Here is a 17,356-nt window from a genome sequence, read left to right as displayed (position 1 = left end):
CTGGATACCGAAACGAATTTGCGTTTTAGAACATCTTTTAGCAACTTGTGTAAACAAGTAAATGTTATTAGTGAGATTTTTCTTCGGAAGAATCAAGGTTAAGCTAATAAGAGCACACGGAGGATGCCTAGGCGCCAGGAGCCGACGAAGGACGTGGCGAACAACGAAACTGCCTCGGGGAGCTGTAAGCAAGCTTTGATCCGGGGGTGTCCGAATGGGGAAACCCAGCTGTGGTAATTCGCAGTTACTCATTTCTGAATACATAGGAAATGTAGAGGCAGACCAGGGGAACTGAAACATCTAAGTACCCTGAGGAAGAGAAAACAATAGTGATTCCGTCAGTAGCGGCGAGCGAACGCGGAACAGCCTAAACCTAAGAGCTTGCTCTTAGGGGTTGTGGGACGTCTCACATGGAGTTACAAAGGAATATGGTAGGTGAAGAGGTCTGGAAAGGCCCGCGATAGAGGTAAAAGCCCTGTAACCTAAACTGTGTTCTCTCCGAGACGGATCCCGAGTAGTGCGGGGCACGTGAAACCCCGTATGAATCCAGCAGGACCATCTGCTAAGGCTAAATACTACCTGGCGACCGATAGTGAAACAGTACCGTGAGGGAAAGGTGAAAAGCACCCCGGAAGGGGAGTGAAATAGAACCTGAAACCGTGTGCTTACAAAAAGTCAGAGCCCTATTAATGGGTGATGGCGTGCCTTTTGTAGAATGAACCGGCGAGTTACGTTTAACATGCAAGGTTAAGCCGAGAAGGTGGAGCCGCAGCGAAAGCGAGTCTGAATAGGGCGAATTAGTATGTGGACGTAGACCCGAAACCGTGTGATCTACCCCTGTCCAGGGTGAAGGTGCGGTAACACGCACTGGAGGCCCGAACCCACGTACGTTGAAAAGTGCGGGGATGAGGTGGGGGTAGCGGAGAAATTCCAATCGAACTCGGAGATAGCTGGTTCTCCCCGAAATAGCTTTAGGGCTAGCCTCGGTATAAGAGTAGTGGAGGTAGAGCACTGATTGGGTGCGGGGTCCGCAAGGATTACCAAGCTCAGTCAAACTCCGAATGCCATATACTTATTGCCGGGAGTCAGACAGTGAGTGCTAAGATCCATTGTCAAAAGGGAAACAGCCCAGACCATCAGCTAAGGTCCCCAAGTGTGTGTTAAGTGGGAAAGGATGTGGAGTTGCACAGACAACCAGGATGTTGGCTTAGAAGCAGCCACCATTGAAAGAGTGCGTAATAGCTCACTGGTCGAGTGACTCTGCGCCGAAAATGTAACGGGGCTAAACACACCACCGAAGCTATGGCTAGATACGTATGTATCTGGGGTAGGGGAGCGTTGTGTAGGGGTTGAAGGTGTACTGAAAAGAGCGCTGGACACTACACAAGTGAGAATGCCGGTATGAGTAACGAAAAGATCAGTGAGAATCTGATCCGCCGAAAGCCCAAGGTTTCCTGAGGAAGGCTCGTCCGCTCAGGGTAAGTCGGGACCTAAGGCGAGGCCGAAAGGCGTAGTCGAAGGACAACAGTTTGAAATTACTGTACCACCGTAATCCGCTATGAGCGATGGGGTGACGCAGGAGGGTAGTGACGCGGACTGATGGATGTCCGTCTAAGCAGTGAGGCTGATGTGTAGGCAAATCCGCACATCATTAAGGCTGGGCTGTGATGGGGAGCGAAAATTATAGTAGCGAAGGTCATGATCTCACACTGCCAAGAAAAGCCTCTAGCCAGGAGAAGGTGCCCGTACCGCAAACCGACACAGGTAGGCGAGAAGAGAATTCTAAGGCGCGCGGAAGAACTCTCGTTAAGGAACTCGGCAAAATGACCCCGTAACTTCGGGAGAAGGGGTGCCCCGGTAGTGTGAATAGCACGAGGGGGCCGCAGTGAAAAGGCCCAAGCGACTGTTTAGCAAAAACACAGGTCTGTGCGAAGCCGCAAGGCGAAGTATACGGGCTGACGCCTGCCCGGTGCTGGAAGGTTAAGGGGAGTGGTTAGGGGTAACCCGAAGCTATGAACCGAAGCCCCAGTAAACGGCGGCCGTAACTATAACGGTCCTAAGGTAGCGAAATTCCTTGTCAGGTAAATTCTGACCCGCACGAATGGCGTAACGACTTGGGCGCTGTCTCAACGAGAGATCCGGTGAAATTTTAATACCTGTGAAGATGCAGGTTACCCGCGACAAGACGGAAAGACCCCATGGAGCTTTACTGCAGCTTGATATTGAATTTGGGTACGATCTGTACAGGATAGGTGGGAGCCGTAGAAATCGGAGCGCAAGCTTCGGTGGAGGCGCCGTTGGGATACCACCCTGATCGTATCTAGGTTCTAACCTAGTACCCTTACCGGGTACGGGGACCGTGTCAGGCGGGCAGTTTGACTGGGGCGGTCGCCTCCTAAAGAGTAACGGAGGCGTTCCAAGGTTCCCTCAGAATGGTTGGAAATCATTCGCAGAGTGCAAAGGCATAAGGGAGCTTGACTGCGAGACCTACAAGTCGAGCAGGGACGAAAGTCGGACTTAGTGATCCGGTGGTACCGCATGGAAGGGCCATCGCTCAACGGATAAAAGCTACCCTGGGGATAACAGGCTTATCTCCCCCAAGAGTCCACATCGACGGGGAGGTTTGGCACCTCGATGTCGGCTCATCGCATCCTGGGGCTGAAGTAGGTCCCAAGGGTTGGGCTGTTCGCCCATTAAAGCGGTACGCGAGCTGGGTTCAGAACGTCGTGAGACAGTTCGGTCCCTATCTGTCGTGGGCGCAGGAAATTTGAGAGGAGCTGTCCTTAGTACGAGAGGACCGGGATGGACGTACCGCTGGTGCACCAGTTGTTCCGCCAGGAGCATGGCTGGGTAGCTACGTACGGACGGGATAAGCGCTGAAAGCATCTAAGCGTGAAGCCCCCCTCAAGATGAGATTTCCCAATTAGTAAGACCCCTTGAAGACGACGAGGTAGATAGGTTGGAGGTGGAAGTGCAGCAATGCATGGAGCTGACCAATACTAATCGGTCGAGGGCTTATCCTAAAAATACCCCAAAAAGTGAAGAAGAAGCTGCGAAGCTAATTCCGAATACTTTCCGGGGGCCCCGAAGAGATGACGGGCGACGCAAATTCAATTCGGATTCAGTTTTCAGGCGATTAAGCCTGAGCATTTACGCTGTAAATGCCCGTTTGGTGGCGATAGCGGAGGGGTTCCACACGTACCCATCCCGAACACGACCGTTAAGCCCTCCAGCGCCGATGGTACTTGGACCGAAGGGTCCTGGGAGAGTAGGACGCCGCCAAGCGGACAACCACATTACCCGTGGTATTTTTTTTGCCCTTAATATTAATATGTCTTAGAAGGGCCTTTAGCTCAGCTGGTTAGAGCGCACCCCTGATAAGGGTGAGGTCGGTGGTTCGAGTCCACTAAGGCCCACCATATTCCCTGATAGCTCAGTTGGTAGAGCACTCGACTGTTAATCGAGTTGTCACAGGTTCGAGTCCTGTTCGGGGAGCCATTTATGGAGAGGTGTCCGAGTTTGGCCGAAGGAGCACGATTGGAAATCGTGTAGGCGCCACAAGCGTCTCGAGGGTTCGAATCCCTCTCTCTCCGCCATAAAAATTATTAGCATGGCCCGTTGGTCAAGGGGTTAAGACACCTCCCTTTCACGGAGGTAACATGGGTTCGAATCCCATACGGGTCATATCATGGAGGCTTAGCTCAGCTGGGAGAGCATCTGCCTTACAAGCAGAGGGTCGGGGGTTCGATCCCCTCAGCCTCCACCATATTATTTTCACTGACGCGGGGTGGAGCAGCCCGGTAGCTCGTCGGGCTCATAACCCGAAGGTCGCAGGTTCAAGTCCTGCCCCCGCAACCAATTTACTCTTATACATTATGTTTAGGGATAAGCTGGTATGGTGAAAATGAATAGTATATACTTATTAATGACGCGGGGTGGAGCAGCCCGGTAGCTCGTCGGGCTCATAACCCGAAGGCCGCAGGTTCAAATCCTGCCCCCGCAACCAATTTACACTTATGCATTATGTCTATGGAACCGTGGTGTAGTTGGCCTAACATGCCTGCCTGTCACGCAGGAGATCGCGGGTTCGAATCCCGTCGGTTCCGCCATTTAGTTAATTATTATTGGGGATTAGCCAAGCGGTAAGGCAACGGACTTTGACTCCGTCATGCATAGGTTCAAATCCTATATCCCCAGCCATTTATGAGAGCCATTAGCTCAGTTGGTAGAGCACCTGACTTTTAATCAGGGTGTCGAAGGTTCGAGTCCTTCATGGCTCACCATTTTTTTTTAAGTGTGCGCGTGTGGCGGAATTGGCAGACGCACCAGACTTAGGATCTGGCGTTTCACGACGTGGGGGTTCGAGTCCCTTCACGCGCACCATGTTTTTGCGGACGTGGCTCAGCGGTAGAGCATCGCCTTGCCAAGGCGAGGGTCGCGGGTTCGATTCCCGTCGTCCGCTCCATATAGATTTTGCGCCCTTAGCTCAGCTGGATAGAGCGTTTGACTACGAATCAAAAGGCCGGGAGTTCGAATCTCTCAGGGCGCGCCATTTTTATTACTAAGCAGTTATAGTATTGTTAACGGGATGTAGCTCAGCTTGGTAGAGCACCTGGTTTGGGACCAGGGGGTCGCATGTTCAAATCGTGTCATCCCGATTTTATACCTTTGCGGGTGTAGTTCAATGGTAGAACTTCAGCCTTCCAAGCTGATAGCGTGGGTTCGATTCCCATCACCCGCTTATAAAGAGAAACACCTGCCGGTATTAGGCGGGTGTTTTTTTGTATAGTTAAGCACGTATGGATACAATAGGAACTAGAGATTTTATTTGAGGAGGGGCCAATGTTTGAATTTGAAGCAAGGTTAGTCAGACCAGATACGAATGGGAGTTGGACATATCTTACGGTTCCTTTTGACGCTGAACAAATATATGAAACTAAATCAAGGATACAAGTTAAAGGAAGCCTGAATGACATTCCCTATAGAGGAACACTCATGCCGCATGGTAATGGGAAACATTTTATGGTCGTGAAAAAAGAACTGCGAGACTTAGCCCATGCTCAACCTGGAGATATAGTTCGGGTGACAATGGAACAAGATCATCAATTGCGAGAGATAGAAGCTCCAGAAGATTTTCTGGACGCACTAAGCAGCAATGAGCAGGCAGAGGTATATTATAACAGCTTGGCTTATTCCTATCGGAAGGAATATGTGAGCTGGATCGAAGGGGCGAAAAGACCGGAAACCAGAGCAGCAAGGATCCAGAAGTCAGTTAATAAGCTGGAAGAAGGTTTGAGGCTTAAATAATAGAACAGCGTCCTCCTCCTTAATATCTGGAAAGGGACGCTGCTGTAGTGGCTATATAAGGGATCGTCCTTATATAAGAACGCCTACTTCACCATTATTCACGAACTTAATGCTTTCGATCTTCACCTCTAGTTGACCTGAAGGAATCGCTAGCTGACAAGTACTGCCGAGCTCAGCCAGCAGCAGCTGCATGCCTATAGGTGACAACATAGAAATCTTGTTATCGTTAGGTTCTGCTTGGTTAGGAAATACGATGGTATAGATATCTGTAGTATTATCGTCCAAGTAACGAAGCTGCAGCTGACTTCCGATAAAGACCTGTGAATTTAAATCTTCACCATTGAACTCAGTTAGTAATTGTTCCAGCTCGGAGCAATAACGGGATAACAGCGTTTCAGCGTTGCTTCTATCCTTGCTCCGTACCGGAAAGTATTGATTTAGAAATGCGATTTTTTCCTCATCAAAATAGATAAGCTGCTGAAGCAGCTGTGTCCGTGAGCCTTCATAGATAAGACTATGGTTCATAGTAGATTTCACCCCCTCTAAGTAGCACATTCCTTGTAAACCTGTTATGGTGTGTTGCCATCTTAAAATCCCTCCTATACAAATAGAGGTCCCCCAATGGAGACCTTCTGATCAGTATACCAGCTTCTATTTGTAAATCCAATCCATTTTAAAAGGGGAATTAAAACCTTCTAAATATTGTAATGAAAACCTTTGACTATTACATACTTGGGTGCTATGATAGGCTGATGCATAGGCATTTCGTAGAAAACTGCGAAATGCCTATACTGTATTTTGAAGATATTTTTACATTAATTGTTACCTGGGGAGTGATACGCCATGTACATTTCGTTGAGTTCACATATAGATTCCAGAACTATAAAATAACTACTTAATTTATTAAAGGAGGAGATCAGGATGATTCAAGTTAAAGAGTTTGTAGATGCTGATAATTCTTATGCAGAGAATAAAGCTAATGAGTTCCTGGCAGGACTACGGGAGGAACAGATTGTGAATATCTGTTACGGTTCGGTAGTTAAATCATCACGTGATGGGGCAGAGCACCAAAGAACCACTATACTGGTCGTGTATAAGACAAATGAAAGGCAATAACTGGAACACGTTTTTTTCATGTCTATCCATTGTCTCCACGCTGGGCGTTGTGATTGTCATCATTTATTATGTTTTCAGCTAATTAGCAAAAAGAGGACCTTTCCCATCTACGGGCAAAGGTCCTCTTTAGTTTATAAGTGCATTTACAATCTTACATTCCGTCTGGTACAGATAAACCCAAACCGGATGCGATACGCTGTCCCAAGTCTGGATCAGCTTTAAAGAAATGTTCAATCTGGAGACGTTTGATATCGTTACTTTCAACAGGAGTCATAGCGCCAACGATATTTTGAACTAGACGGGAACGTTCTTCTTCAGACATTAGACGGTACAAGTCACCTGGTTGTGTATAGTGATCGTCACTATTGTAGGAGACACTATCCGCATAACCAGAGACTTCGAACGGCGATGTTTTATGCTGCGGTGATTCTTTAGGTCCTCCTAAGCTGTTAGGCTCGTAATAGGCACCGGAACCGCCATTGTTGCCCAAGGCCATGCCACCATCACGTTGATAGTTCTTCACTTCTACTTTTGGACGGTTGATAGGTAAACTGTTATGGTTGGGACCAACCCGGTGACGGTGTGCATCACCATAAGCGAACAGACGGCCTTGTAGCAATTTATCAGGCGAAGCTTCAATACCAGGAACGAAAGAGCCGGGGGAGAATGTAACTTGTTCTACTTCAGCAAAGTAGTTCTCCGGATTGCGATCCAATACCATACGTCCAACCTCGATTAACGGATAATCTTTTTGCGACCAGACCTTTGTTACATCAAATGGATCAAAACGGTAAGTCTTCGCATCCTCGATTGGCATAATTTGCACGTAGAGCTTCCAAGCAGGGAAATCTCCTTTATCAATAGCATTAAACAAGTCCTCTGTATGATAATCCGGGTTTTCCCCAGCGATTTTGGCAGCAAGGTCTGCATCTAGATTCTTAATGCCTTGTTCTGTTTTGAAATGGTATTTCACCCAGACTGCATTGCCCTCGGCATTTACCCACTTGAAGGTATGGCTACCGAACCCATGCATATGTCTCAGCGTAGCTGGAATTCCGCGATCCGACATCAAAATCGTTACCTGATGCAGAGATTCAGGCGATAAAGACCAGAAGTCCCATACAGCATTCGGGTTCTTCAGATGTGTCTGTGGATCACGTTTCTGTGTATGAATAAAGTCCGGGAATTTAATCGCATCACGAACGAAGAATACAGGCGTATTGTTACCTACGAGATCATAGTTTCCTTCTTCAGTATAGAACTTCACGGCAAATCCACGAGGGTCGCGTACGGTATCAGCAGAACCTAATTCACCAGCTACAGTAGAAAAACGAATGAACAACGGTGTACGTTTGCCTACTTCAGACAAAAAGTTAGCTTTTGTGTATTGGGTTAGATCTTTTGTAACTTCAAAATACCCGTGAGCGCCTGCACCTTTAGCATGAACGACACGTTCAGGAACACGTTCTCTGTTAAAGTGGGCTAATTTCTCAAGCAAATGGACATCTTGCAGTAAAGTGGGACCGCGGTCACCGGCTGTCATTGAATTCTGATTGTCGCCTACTGGAGCACCCCAGCTGGTTGTAAGATTATTATTATTGGAGCTCATTAATAGAATCACCTCATGAGATTTGATTTTAGATTTAGTATAAGTTCTATATTAATGTTTTTTAGAGAAATTGCAACACTTTTTAAATAATTGACTCATTACAATATGTGGTAATGGTCAATACATCGTTGGCACATTCAGATATATATGATAGACAAAGTGATTAATTGCTTAGCAGAATTAAAAAAGAAACAGCGCATCCCTACCATCACTGAAGGGGTGCGCTGCATTTTTTGATATAGAAGATATTCGGTTCTTGTACTTAGGCTTTAATGTACATTCTGTTGTAATATTCATCTAACATTCTTTTGGTGGCAAACTCCGTACGGGTGGTTTCGATACTCTTTTTCATCATTTGTACCCACTGTTCACGATTCTCGTAAAAGGTTGGGAGCACACGTTTCAATAAGGTGTTGTACAGTGCATCACTATCATGCTTATCCAGAACCTCAAAGTCTGTAGTTTCGAAGCCGTCTCCAATCTGCCAGCCATTCTCGCCATCGATGCAGGCTTCCGGCCACCAGCCATCCAGAATAGAACAGTTTAATACACCGTTCATAGCTGCTTTCATCCCGGAGGTGCCGCTGGCTTCCAATGGTCTGCGTGGATTGTTGAGCCAAATATCAGCACCGCGCGTCAGCTGGGCACCAATCGTCATATCGTAATTCTCGAGGAACACAACACTCTTTGGATACTTTTTCATCATCGCTACTAGGTTACTGACGATTTTTTTACCGTTATCATCGAGTGGGTGCGCTTTGCCGGAGAATACAATTTGTATCTTTCCAGACTCCAGATAAGGTTCGATAATTTCTGGCTGCGAGAAGATCAGGTCGCTTCGTTTATATGGAGCTGCTCTGCGTGAGAAGCCGATGAGTAAATTGTCAGCATTTAAGCTAATGCCGGAACGTTCTTTGATGAACTGGATCAGTTCGCCCTTGATCTCTTTATGCACTGCCCATAAGTCTCCATCCTGTTCGTAGGCTTGCGTCATTCTATCATCTACCCAGGTAGGAGTATGGATGGCATTAGTAATGCCTATAATTTCCGATCTTCCGGCTACTTCCTTCCACATTTTATTAGCCGTATCGGCGTGTAGCTGGGCTACTGCGTTGGAAATACGTGATAGTCTTAGACCTGCAACCGTCATATTAAATGGCTCGCCGCCGATCCGCTCCATCTGGTCACGGGTTAAGCCGTTGAACGCACTCATATACTCAAGTCGGTCGAGAGGATGGGTTTCGTTGCCTTCTTTGATTGGTGTGTGGGTAGTGAATACGACTTCTTCGCGAGTGGCTTTCCACGCTTCTTCGAAGGTATGGCCTCCGGACATTTTTTCACGGATTAGTTCGATAGCCGCTAGAGCCGCATGACCCTCATTGAAGTGATAGACATCAATAGGGATTTGCAACGCACGCATAGCTTTGACTCCACCAATCCCAAGCACGATCTCTTGTGCGATCCGTTCTTCGCCGAACCAGCCGTACAATTGGCCTGTGATCCAGGCATCATTATTCTCGGGAATATCCGTATCCAGTAAATACAATGTGCTGTTGCCAAAATAATCAGTTTTCCATACTTTGCATACCACATCGGTTTTTCGGACTTTAACAGTTACCTTAACCCCTGTATCTTCAAGAAACTCATAAACATAATTGTGATAGGAGTCGTACGGATTGCCATTGGCATCAATCTTTTGGTCCGTGTAACCTTGTTTCCACTTCAGCCCAATAGGGATAATAGGGGCGTTGATATCTTTTGCACCCTTGATGTAGTCTCCGGCAAGAATGCCCAGACCTCCGGCATACATTTTGAAATCGGAATGCAGCCCGTACTCCATACTAAAATAAGCGACTGACGGTAATTTTTGTTCGTTCACTTGATAAGCCTCCTAATCACGGATTAGATTAAATTGCAGTGAAGCTGCGGGCATTATCTTAGGTGCAAACGTTTGCTCAAAATAGTGCAGGCAATCATTGTGGAAGCGATTGCACCACTATTCTAGCACACTCGATGAATAAAAGCATAACGTCAATTTGGTGAAAACAACCATTTTGAATCCAATTGAGCGGAATTGATTGATAAAGTGGACAGAAGCCCCTAAGATAAAGAGATTGAAGAAATAATTAATGGTGGTGTCTAAGTTGGATATAGTTGTGATTGGAAGCTTGAATATGGATATGGTGGTACGTACAAACCGGTCACCGGATGCAGGAGAAACCCTGATTGGACAAGCCTTTGCTCTATCTCCTGGCGGAAAAGGGGCAAATCAGGCCGTTGCCGCAGCACGTCTGGGTGCAGAGGTTAGTATGATCGGAAGAGTTGGAAAAGATACCTTTGGTAGCGAAATGCTGGAGATTATCAGGAATGAAGGCATTCATATAGAGCATATTTCTGTAAGTGAACATGAGGCAACAGGAGTCGCCTCAATCGTTATTGAAGAAGATGGAGAAAATCGGATTATCGTGGTACCTGGAGCGAATATTGAGCTTACGGTAGAGGATATTCAGGCATTGGAGGCTGTGATTAGCCAGGCTAAGATCATTGTGCTGCAGCTTGAAATGGATCTGGCGATGAGTGAGCAGGCGATTGCGATTGCCCATCGTAAGGGGATTCCGGTCATCCTTAATCCTGCACCAGCTAGAGTGCTAAAGGATGAGATGCTGGCTCAGGTATCTTACCTGACACCTAATGAGACGGAAGCCGGGATTTTGTCCGGAATGACTGTGGATAGCGCAGAGACTGCTGAGCAGGCAGCCCGTATTTTGCTGCAAAAAGGAGTACAGAACGTAATTGTAACCTTGGGTTCAAAAGGTGCCCTGATTGTGAATGCTGAAGGTGCCAAGGCTGTTCCAGGCTTCCCGGTAAAGGCGGTAGATACAGTTGCTGCCGGTGACTCATTTAATGGCGCATTAGCCCAGCAGCTGGTCTTAGGGAAGACCTTGGAGGAAGCCGTGAGCTTCGCTAATGCTGTAGGTGCATTGGCTGTAGGGAAAGAAGGGGCGATCCCTTCATTGCCGCAGTTGTCCAAGGTCGAGCAGTTTCTAAAACGTAAATCGCTGTAGAATAGACAGTACAGGATATTCAAGATCTATACTAGATGAGATAGGATAAGGAGCTTAAATAATGAGCAGAACAGTAACCGTTAAAAATGTGATCATCGGCGAAGGAATCCCTAAGATATGTGTTCCGCTAATTGGAGCGACCTTGTCTGAGCTGAAGCAGGAAGCGGAAGCGCTGAAAGTACTGCAACCTGATTTGGTGGAGTGGCGGACGGATTTTTTTGCTGAAGTGGAAGACGTTGCAGCTGTAAAGAACGCACTAAGCGAAATCTGTTCTGTGATTTCAGATCTGCCGCTGATTTTTACTTTTCGGAGTGCAAAAGAAGGCGGAGAGAAGCAAGTCAGCACGGAATATTACACAGCACTGAATAAAGCTGCTGCCGAGAGCGGTCTAGTAGATATAATAGATGTTGAACTATTTAATGATGAGCAGGATGTAAAGCTACTGGTCGAAGCTGCTCATGCTCATAACGTGTCTGTCATTATTTCAAATCATGATTTTCAGGGTACACCTCCTAAAGAGGAGATCATCTCACGGTTATGCAAGGCGCAGGAGCTTGGCGGGGATTTGCCCAAAATTGCCGTTATGCCCCAAGATGCAGGCGATGTGTTAACTTTGCTGGAAGCTACACATATCATGAAGGAAAAATATGCAGACCGTCCGATTATAACGATGTCTATGGCGGGAGCCGGGGTGATCAGCCGTTTGGCAGGTGAAGTTTTTGGTTCAGCGCTTACCTTCGGAGCTGCACATAAACCTTCTGCACCTGGCCAGGTAGCTGTCGCTGAGCTTCGGAATACATTGTCGCTGCTGCACCGCAGTCTGTGATTTCTGCTGATTGCTATTGCCTCAAAAAAAAGGCATCCGGAGTATCCGGATGCCTTTTTCTATTTTAAAATATTGTTCGTGCGCTTACGCATTTTTTCCCGTATATACATGTACGGCATCTCTTAGAAACGCAGCGAGTCCAGGGCGGCGTTTGTCATAGTATTCGGTAAAACGTTCATCATCAACATACAATTGTGCAACACCAGCATGAGCTTCTTTGGAATAGGAATTCCAGTAGAAGGAGAGCCACTCACGATGTAGGTCTGCACTTTTTTGCGCTAATACACTGGCAGGGTCTCCATGCTCCATTGCTTGCAAGAGTGTTTCGAACATCTCTTCCTCAAGCTGTTGTATAGCGGCATATTGTTCTTCTGTCATTCCTTTAAGCTTTTGGTTGGATTGATTAATGGTGTCATCTCCGTATTTCTCCCTTATTTCTTGGCCATATTTCTTTTCGTTGTCATCTACCAGCTTTTGTTTAAAGCCTTCGAATTTTTCAGTATCACTCATGGTATTTCTCCCTTCTTTTTGAGCCAGCGTCTTTTCGACGTTAGCGATTAATAGATCTAATTGATGTCTCTTTTCAAGCAGCTTGTCATGATGCTCCCGTAGCGCTTTGGCTCCGTCGAATGACGGTTCAGTCATAATAGCTTTGATACGTTCCAGACTTAAGCCAAGCTCCCGATAAAATAAAATTTGCTGTAGTAGATCTACTTCGGTACGGCCATAGATACGATACCCCGAAGAGTTGATTCTCGCCGGCTTAAGAATGCCAAACTCATCGTAGTAGCGCAGGGTCCGTGTGCTGATTCCAGCTAACTCTGCGAGCTTCTGCACTGTGTATTCCGTAGTATCACCTCCTACAAATCAAATGTACACCTTTACGTAACGTGAAGGTCAAATGGTTTTTTTAGCATATCCAAAACAACGGCAGCTACCCTCTGAATGATCATGGGGAAGTCTGCCGCTGCTATGAATAAGTCTATAATGTTAAGCTTTGCTGCTTGAATTTATTTATGGCCCATCTGTGCTGTGAAATAATTGTGCAATTCCTCCAGCTTACGAGGGTCCGCAAGGGTTGCTTTGTCTGAGAAGTAGTGTTCAACGACAAGGTCCCAGGTAGGTACAATTTTTTGTGAGGTCATAGCCTTTATGGCTACCTTAACTGTTTTGCGTTCTTTGGCATTGGAGAAGGTATCTACGTAATGCTGTGAACGCTCAAAATCCAGATCCTTAAACACGGCGCGGAAGATCTCTGACGTCATCCGTGCATCATCCAGCGCCCGGTGTGCAGATCCAGTAGGCTCAAGCTCAAACAATGCCATCGCGCTTTCCACGCTGACATCATTGCTAAGACCACGCGCACGAAGAACTCCTTTGAGCAAATCGAAATACGTAGCGGACATCCAGTAGGATTCGTCCATCTTGTGCATGCGCACATCCTGAATGATTCGCTTCATGTCTTCGCCACCCCAGGTAAGCAGCAGAACTCCGTCTGTACTTAGATCAAGCCACTCTCTAAAAGCAGTGATGACTTTGGGGAAGCGGGCGGCAATATCGATTTCCTCTTGAGGGATACCCGTTTTTTTCTTAATAAAGGAATTTAGGGTGGAGAAATATATAGGTTTGATCAAGGAAGAAAATTCATCCTTATACTGCAGTGAAGAGTCTAACCGGACGGCTCCAATCTCAATGACCTCCATAGGGTGCTCGCTGGCAAACTTACGGCCGTTGAATTCGATGTCCAGAATAATATAATCCACAGGTACTTGCCTCCGTTTCCATGACTGACGCTGTAGTGCTTAATACGTCGACTTCTCTATTTTAACAAAAAAAGTGATGTAATGGGGAATATGGAGACAAGCTAATATTTGCACAAAAAAATGAACCAGCGTAACATCTGCGCACTGGTTCATTTAATCACTATTAAAATTTAATCCTATAAAAGATTAATGTCCTGAATCAGCAGCAGGTTCAGGCATATGAATCGGCTGTTCATTTATAACGGATCCGTCATCAAGACGAAGCCAGGTATTGAAGTCTTGAGTGCCTTTGACCAGTTCGATGACGCGTGCTCCCCGCATAAAGCCTTCTTTTCCATAAGTATTGTAGCCGGTAGCACGGCCATAAGAAAGACGTATGCCATACAGGCTGCCGCTAAAATCGTTGATATGGTCATGTCCGCAGAAGGTGCCAAGCACATCACCCATTTCCAGCAAAGCCGAGAATAAGCCCGAGTTCACCTCAGGTGAGCATACACGCTCAAACTTATGCCCATGACAGACTTGTGTAGACCAGACATCCCGATATTCGGGAATTGGAATATGGAAGAAAGCCAAGGCAGGCAGCCTGTTCTCAGCAGTCTTCGGATTCAGCCGCGCAGATTCAGCCGTCAGCCAGTTGATCTGATTCCGCCCAACCCAATTGTAGCCCGGGATATCCTCATATTCGGAGTAGCCGCCAGAGTCCAGAAAATACAAAATAGCAGCCGAGTCGTCCTCCTGATCTTTAATTTCAAGAGTGTAATTGCCCGAGCCTTCCAGCTCTTCTGGACCGGCTTCGGTCAGGCAGTGGGGATGTTCCAGGGCAATTTGCATCAGTTCACTCTTTGAAATCAGAGTTTCTGTGTCATGGTTGCCAAATACAAAGGTCCAAGGGATGCCGGATCTCTCCACGGCAGCGACAGCCTCACGAAAAGCTTGTGCGGGGTGCTCGCATGCCTTGTTTCCCGGTGATACAGGACCCGTGTAAATAAGATCTCCCGTGAAAACCACAAGATCAGGTTGTTCCGCATCCAGAATGCGTTCCATCAGTGCCTCGGTAAGCTGATCCTCAGCTCTTCCATCCATCCAGTGCAGATCGGTAAATTGTACGATTTTAAAAGTGCCATCTTGCTGAAATGATAAACTGTGTCTCATTAGAATAATCTCCCTTACTATCGAATATTGAATAGCAAGCTGTGGAGGCGCCAACCCCTCATTGCGCCAAGAGGGCAATAAGGGCTGACGTCGTTAGAAGCATAGCTATACGCAGGTCAGCCGATCCAGATCCGCTGAGTGCAATGATCTCCAGAGTTTCTACCGATCATAATATCATATTCCCCAGGCTCGAAGACCAACTGATCGTCTTTTCCGTAGAACATTAACATTTCTCTGGTGATTTCGAAGGAAACCACCTGTTTCTCATGCGGTGCGAGTGTAATCTGCTGGAAGCCTTTCAGTTCCTTGACCGGGCGCACGACACTTGCGCTGACGTCGTGGATGTAGAGCTGAACGGTTTCCTTGCCGGCGATGTCCGAAGTATTCTCTACTTCAATGGAGGCAACCACCCGATCCGCAGCTTCAACATTGAAGCTGTTGTAAGCAAACCTGGAATAGCTCAGGCCATAACCAAAACAGAACAGCGGGTCATTCGGGCAGTCCAGATAACGGGTCACGTAACGCACATTAGGATACATAGGATCATAAGGACGTCCCGTTTGATAAGCATTGTAATAGACAGGAATTTGCCCAACCGAGTAGGGGAAGCTCATCGATAAACGTCCGGAAGGATTATAATCTCCGAACAGCACATCGGCCAGCGAATTTCCTGACTCTGTACCCAGAAACCAAGCCTGCAGCAGAGCGTCGCTGGCATCAAGAACGGGTTTCAGCTCCAGTGGTCTGCCGCTGAATACAATGGTGACGACCTTTTTGCCGGTAGCCTTCAGACGCCAGATCAGCTTCTCCTGATTGGCTGATAGGCGGAGATTGGATTTGCTTCCGCCTTCCCCGGTATCCTGCTGGTTCTCACCGACAGCGGCGAGAATTACATCACAATCCTTCAGCGCCTGGTAGGCGTCTTCAATTTCATCCTCCACATCAAAAACACCCTCAAGCATGCTTCCCAGCTCACCAGTCATGGCCGTAAAAATATTTTCGGCAGATGTTTTTTGCGAAAGGCCGGTGTAGAGTGATACAGCCGGATCTTTTTCTGTCCCGGCCCAACCGCCCAGCACATGAATGGAGGTGGCGAAAGGACCAGCCAGACCAATCTTCATGCCACGTTTAAGGGGCAAAGCATCATTGTCGTTTTTGAGCAGTACAACTGAGCTAGCTCCAAGCTCCCGTGCGGCCTGCAGATGCTCCGCGCTAGGTTTCGGAGCCTCATCCACCAGCGGATCTGCATCCTTGAATGGATTATCGAACAAGCCAAGCGCGTCCTTGAGCTCAAGCACCCGGATGACGGCTTCATCGATCAAGGCGATATCAAGCTTTCCTTCCTCGACCAGAGCAGCGCCGTGGTTTAGATAGTGAGTGGACATCATCTCAATATCCAGCCCAGCAGCCAGACTTTTCTCGGCTGCCTCACGGCCATCTATCGCGGCGCCATGGGGAATCAGCTCATTAACGGAATTGAAATCGGCGATGGTAACGCCGTTGAAGCCCCATTCTTCCCGTAAAATCCCGCGAAGAAGTTCGGAATTACCACTTGCCGGGATACGGTCAATGGTATTAAATGCGGCCATCACCATGGCCACACCAGCATCTACGGCAGCCTTATAGGCTGGCAGGTAGAACTCACGCAATACGCCGGAAGACATATCCACCGTGTTGTATTCCCGTCCGCCTTCGGGAGCACCGTAACCAGCGAAGTGCTTCACACAGGCGGCGATGCGTCCTTTTTCTTTTAGGTCCTTGCCCTGATAACCCCGCACCATACTTTCGGTGACACGGGCATTCAGATAGGGATCCTCACCAGATGTCTCCATGACACGTCCCCAGCGCGGGTCGCGTACGAGATCAGTCATGGGCGAGAAGGTGACGTGAATGCCGGCAGCCGCACTCTCCTTGGCGGCGATTTCAGCAAACCTTTCACAGGCTTCAAGGTCAAAGCTGCTGCCCATGGCCAGCGGAATCGGGAGGATGGTCCGGTAGCCGTGAATGACATCCGCCATGAAGAGCAGAGGAATCTTTTGTCGGCTGGTTTGCAAATGTCGGGTCTGTTGCTCGATTACATTCCGGGCTCCAATACCGTTCAGAACACTTCCGATGCTCTCCATTACCTGCGGCTTAATATTCAGTTCCTTAAATGGACCAGTTAAATCCACGGTATCGTCCAAACCCCAATAGTGAGGACCTAGCTGGGTTAATTGGGCCAGCTTTTCGTCCAGGGTCATATCGTTCACAAGATCTTGGATAAACGTTTTAGTCATGGTTAACTCCTTCCTCGTGAGCGCATTGAAAGTTAGTTTGTTAAATAGATGTGTAGTTCCCCGCCGGGCAGCGTAAGCATGATTTTATTAGCAAAACTTACGTTAGATAGGCGATAAGGATGGGAGTGAACCGTTTACTCTCCTGGCACACAGCTCCGAGATGCGGAATGGGCCTGAGCTATAATCAGGTTCATTTGTTGTGAAAATCATAGCATTTCTCTCTTCGGATACAGGGATGA

Annotated in this window: 11 protein-coding genes, 15 tRNA genes and 2 rRNA genes; 21 read left to right on the top strand and 7 right to left on the bottom strand. The window is 47.5% G+C overall.

Features of this window, described 5'->3' with window-relative positions:
- Nucleotides 1–96 precede the first annotated feature (96 nt).
- The 18 genes from MKY14_RS23290 to MKY14_RS23205 all read left to right on the top strand — a co-directional run bounded on the left by MKY14_RS23290 (nucleotide 97) and on the right by MKY14_RS23205 (nucleotide 5,307).
- Nucleotides 97–3,023 (top strand): 23S ribosomal RNA (locus tag MKY14_RS23290).
- A gap of 145 nt (nucleotides 3,024–3,168) precedes the next feature.
- Nucleotides 3,169–3,285, top strand: a 5S ribosomal RNA gene (gene rrf, locus MKY14_RS23285).
- Nucleotides 3,286–3,342: 57 nt separating this feature from the next.
- Nucleotides 3,343–3,419 (top strand) — tRNA-Ile (locus tag MKY14_RS23280).
- 3 nt (nucleotides 3,420–3,422) lie between these two features.
- Nucleotides 3,423–3,498: transfer RNA gene (locus tag MKY14_RS23275), tRNA-Asn, on the top strand.
- 5 nt (nucleotides 3,499–3,503) lie between these two features.
- Nucleotides 3,504–3,596, top strand: a tRNA-Ser gene (locus MKY14_RS23270).
- A 16-nt stretch (nucleotides 3,597–3,612) separates the two neighbouring features.
- Nucleotides 3,613–3,684: transfer RNA gene (locus tag MKY14_RS23265), tRNA-Glu, on the top strand.
- A 6-nt stretch (nucleotides 3,685–3,690) separates the two neighbouring features.
- Nucleotides 3,691–3,766: transfer RNA gene (locus MKY14_RS23260), tRNA-Val, on the top strand.
- Between the two features lie 15 nt (nucleotides 3,767–3,781).
- Nucleotides 3,782–3,858: transfer RNA gene (locus MKY14_RS23255), tRNA-Met, on the top strand.
- A gap of 71 nt (nucleotides 3,859–3,929) precedes the next feature.
- Nucleotides 3,930–4,006, top strand: a tRNA-Met gene (locus MKY14_RS23250).
- A gap of 25 nt (nucleotides 4,007–4,031) precedes the next feature.
- Nucleotides 4,032–4,109: transfer RNA gene (locus MKY14_RS23245), tRNA-Asp, on the top strand.
- Nucleotides 4,110–4,125: 16 nt separating this feature from the next.
- A tRNA-Gln gene (locus MKY14_RS23240) sits at nucleotides 4,126–4,200 on the top strand.
- Between the two features lie 7 nt (nucleotides 4,201–4,207).
- Nucleotides 4,208–4,283 (top strand) — tRNA-Lys (locus MKY14_RS23235).
- A gap of 15 nt (nucleotides 4,284–4,298) precedes the next feature.
- Nucleotides 4,299–4,383 (top strand) — tRNA-Leu (locus MKY14_RS23230).
- A gap of 7 nt (nucleotides 4,384–4,390) precedes the next feature.
- A tRNA-Gly gene (locus MKY14_RS23225) sits at nucleotides 4,391–4,465 on the top strand.
- 10 nt (nucleotides 4,466–4,475) lie between these two features.
- Nucleotides 4,476–4,552, top strand: a tRNA-Arg gene (locus MKY14_RS23220).
- Nucleotides 4,553–4,584: 32 nt separating this feature from the next.
- Nucleotides 4,585–4,658: transfer RNA gene (locus tag MKY14_RS23215), tRNA-Pro, on the top strand.
- A gap of 12 nt (nucleotides 4,659–4,670) precedes the next feature.
- Nucleotides 4,671–4,741 (top strand) — tRNA-Gly (locus MKY14_RS23210).
- 101 nt (nucleotides 4,742–4,842) lie between these two features.
- Entirely contained in the window at nucleotides 4,843–5,307 is a 465-nt protein-coding gene (locus MKY14_RS23205) for a YdeI/OmpD-associated family protein (protein ID WP_076279888.1), read from the top strand.
- Between the two features lie 69 nt (nucleotides 5,308–5,376).
- Here MKY14_RS23205 and MKY14_RS23200 read toward each other — a convergent pair whose 3' ends face one another.
- Nucleotides 5,377–5,832: a GreA/GreB family elongation factor gene (locus tag MKY14_RS23200; protein WP_036686880.1), complete on the bottom strand. Its 456-nt coding sequence runs from the start codon at nucleotides 5,830–5,832 to the stop codon at nucleotides 5,377–5,379.
- Between the two features lie 396 nt (nucleotides 5,833–6,228).
- Between MKY14_RS23200 and MKY14_RS23195 the strand changes: the two genes are divergently transcribed.
- Nucleotides 6,229–6,423, top strand: a complete 195-nt coding sequence (locus MKY14_RS23195; protein WP_036686883.1) for a sporulation protein Cse60 — start codon at nucleotides 6,229–6,231, stop codon at nucleotides 6,421–6,423.
- 151 nt (nucleotides 6,424–6,574) lie between these two features.
- On the opposite strand, the gene katA is transcribed toward MKY14_RS23195, so the two are convergent.
- The gene (gene katA, locus MKY14_RS23190) at nucleotides 6,575–8,032 is read right to left on the bottom strand and encodes a catalase KatA (RefSeq protein WP_076279887.1); all 1,458 of its coding nucleotides are present in this window, start codon (nucleotides 8,030–8,032) and stop codon (nucleotides 6,575–6,577) included.
- A gap of 262 nt (nucleotides 8,033–8,294) precedes the next feature.
- A complete protein-coding gene (gene glgP / locus MKY14_RS23185) occupies nucleotides 8,295–9,911 on the bottom strand; it encodes an alpha-glucan family phosphorylase (RefSeq protein ID WP_076219778.1) in 1,617 nt (538 codons plus the stop codon).
- A gap of 256 nt (nucleotides 9,912–10,167) precedes the next feature.
- Here glgP and rbsK point away from each other — a divergent pair, with 256 nt between their 5' ends.
- Nucleotides 10,168–11,097 (top strand): ribokinase, encoded by a 930-nt coding sequence (gene rbsK / locus MKY14_RS23180; protein WP_340978053.1) that lies wholly within the window; start codon nucleotides 10,168–10,170, stop codon nucleotides 11,095–11,097.
- 61 nt (nucleotides 11,098–11,158) lie between these two features.
- Nucleotides 11,159–11,923, top strand: a complete 765-nt coding sequence (aroD, locus tag MKY14_RS23175) for a type I 3-dehydroquinate dehydratase (protein ID WP_340977420.1) — start codon at nucleotides 11,159–11,161, stop codon at nucleotides 11,921–11,923.
- Between the two features lie 84 nt (nucleotides 11,924–12,007).
- Here the strand turns inward: aroD and MKY14_RS23170 are convergent, their stop codons facing one another.
- The 4 genes from MKY14_RS23170 to bglX all read right to left on the bottom strand — a co-directional run bounded on the left by MKY14_RS23170 (nucleotide 12,008) and on the right by bglX (nucleotide 17,081).
- Nucleotides 12,008–12,760: a MerR family transcriptional regulator gene (locus MKY14_RS23170; RefSeq protein ID WP_340977419.1), complete on the bottom strand. Its 753-nt coding sequence runs from the start codon at nucleotides 12,758–12,760 to the stop codon at nucleotides 12,008–12,010.
- Between the two features lie 173 nt (nucleotides 12,761–12,933).
- Complete coding sequence (locus MKY14_RS23165; protein ID WP_036686897.1) at nucleotides 12,934–13,686, bottom strand: 3'-5' exonuclease; 753 nt, start codon at nucleotides 13,684–13,686, stop codon at nucleotides 12,934–12,936.
- Nucleotides 13,687–13,872: 186 nt separating this feature from the next.
- Nucleotides 13,873–14,841, bottom strand: coding sequence for a metallophosphoesterase family protein (locus MKY14_RS23160; RefSeq protein WP_340977417.1), 969 nt, complete (start codon nucleotides 14,839–14,841; stop codon nucleotides 13,873–13,875).
- Between the two features lie 116 nt (nucleotides 14,842–14,957).
- Nucleotides 14,958–17,081 carry a beta-glucosidase BglX gene (bglX, locus tag MKY14_RS23155; protein WP_340978051.1) on the bottom strand — a complete coding sequence of 708 codons (2,124 nt, stop codon included), beginning with the start codon at nucleotides 17,079–17,081 and terminating at the stop codon, nucleotides 14,958–14,960.
- Between the last annotated feature and the right edge of the window lie 275 nt (nucleotides 17,082–17,356).

Origin of the sequence: Paenibacillus sp. FSL R5-0887 (assembly GCF_038002305.1) — a bacterium.
GTDB classification, from domain to species: Bacteria; Bacillota; Bacilli; order Paenibacillales; family Paenibacillaceae; genus Paenibacillus_AQ; species Paenibacillus_AQ odorifer.
This window is presented reverse-complemented; position numbering and strand designations above follow the sequence as displayed.

Bases quoted from the DNA above. Each gene is read 5' to 3' on its own strand.
- MKY14_RS23205 (WP_076279888.1), top strand. From the start codon at position 4,843: ATGTTTGAATTTGAAGCAAGGTTAGTCAGACCAGATACGAATGGGAGT.
- MKY14_RS23200 (WP_036686880.1), bottom strand. From the start codon at position 5,832: ATGAACCATAGTCTTATCTATGAAGGCTCACGGACACAGCTGCTTCAG.
- MKY14_RS23195 (WP_036686883.1), top strand. From the start codon at position 6,229: ATGATTCAAGTTAAAGAGTTTGTAGATGCTGATAATTCTTATGCAGAG.
- katA (WP_076279887.1), bottom strand. From the start codon at position 8,032: ATGAGCTCCAATAATAATAATCTTACAACCAGCTGGGGTGCTCCAGTA.
- aroD (WP_340977420.1), top strand. From the start codon at position 11,159: ATGAGCAGAACAGTAACCGTTAAAAATGTGATCATCGGCGAAGGAATC.
- MKY14_RS23160 (WP_340977417.1), bottom strand. From the start codon at position 14,841: ATGAGACACAGTTTATCATTTCAGCAAGATGGCACTTTTAAAATCGTA.
- bglX (WP_340978051.1), bottom strand. From the start codon at position 17,081: ATGACCCTGGACGAAAAGCTGGCCCAATTAACCCAGCTAGGTCCTCAC.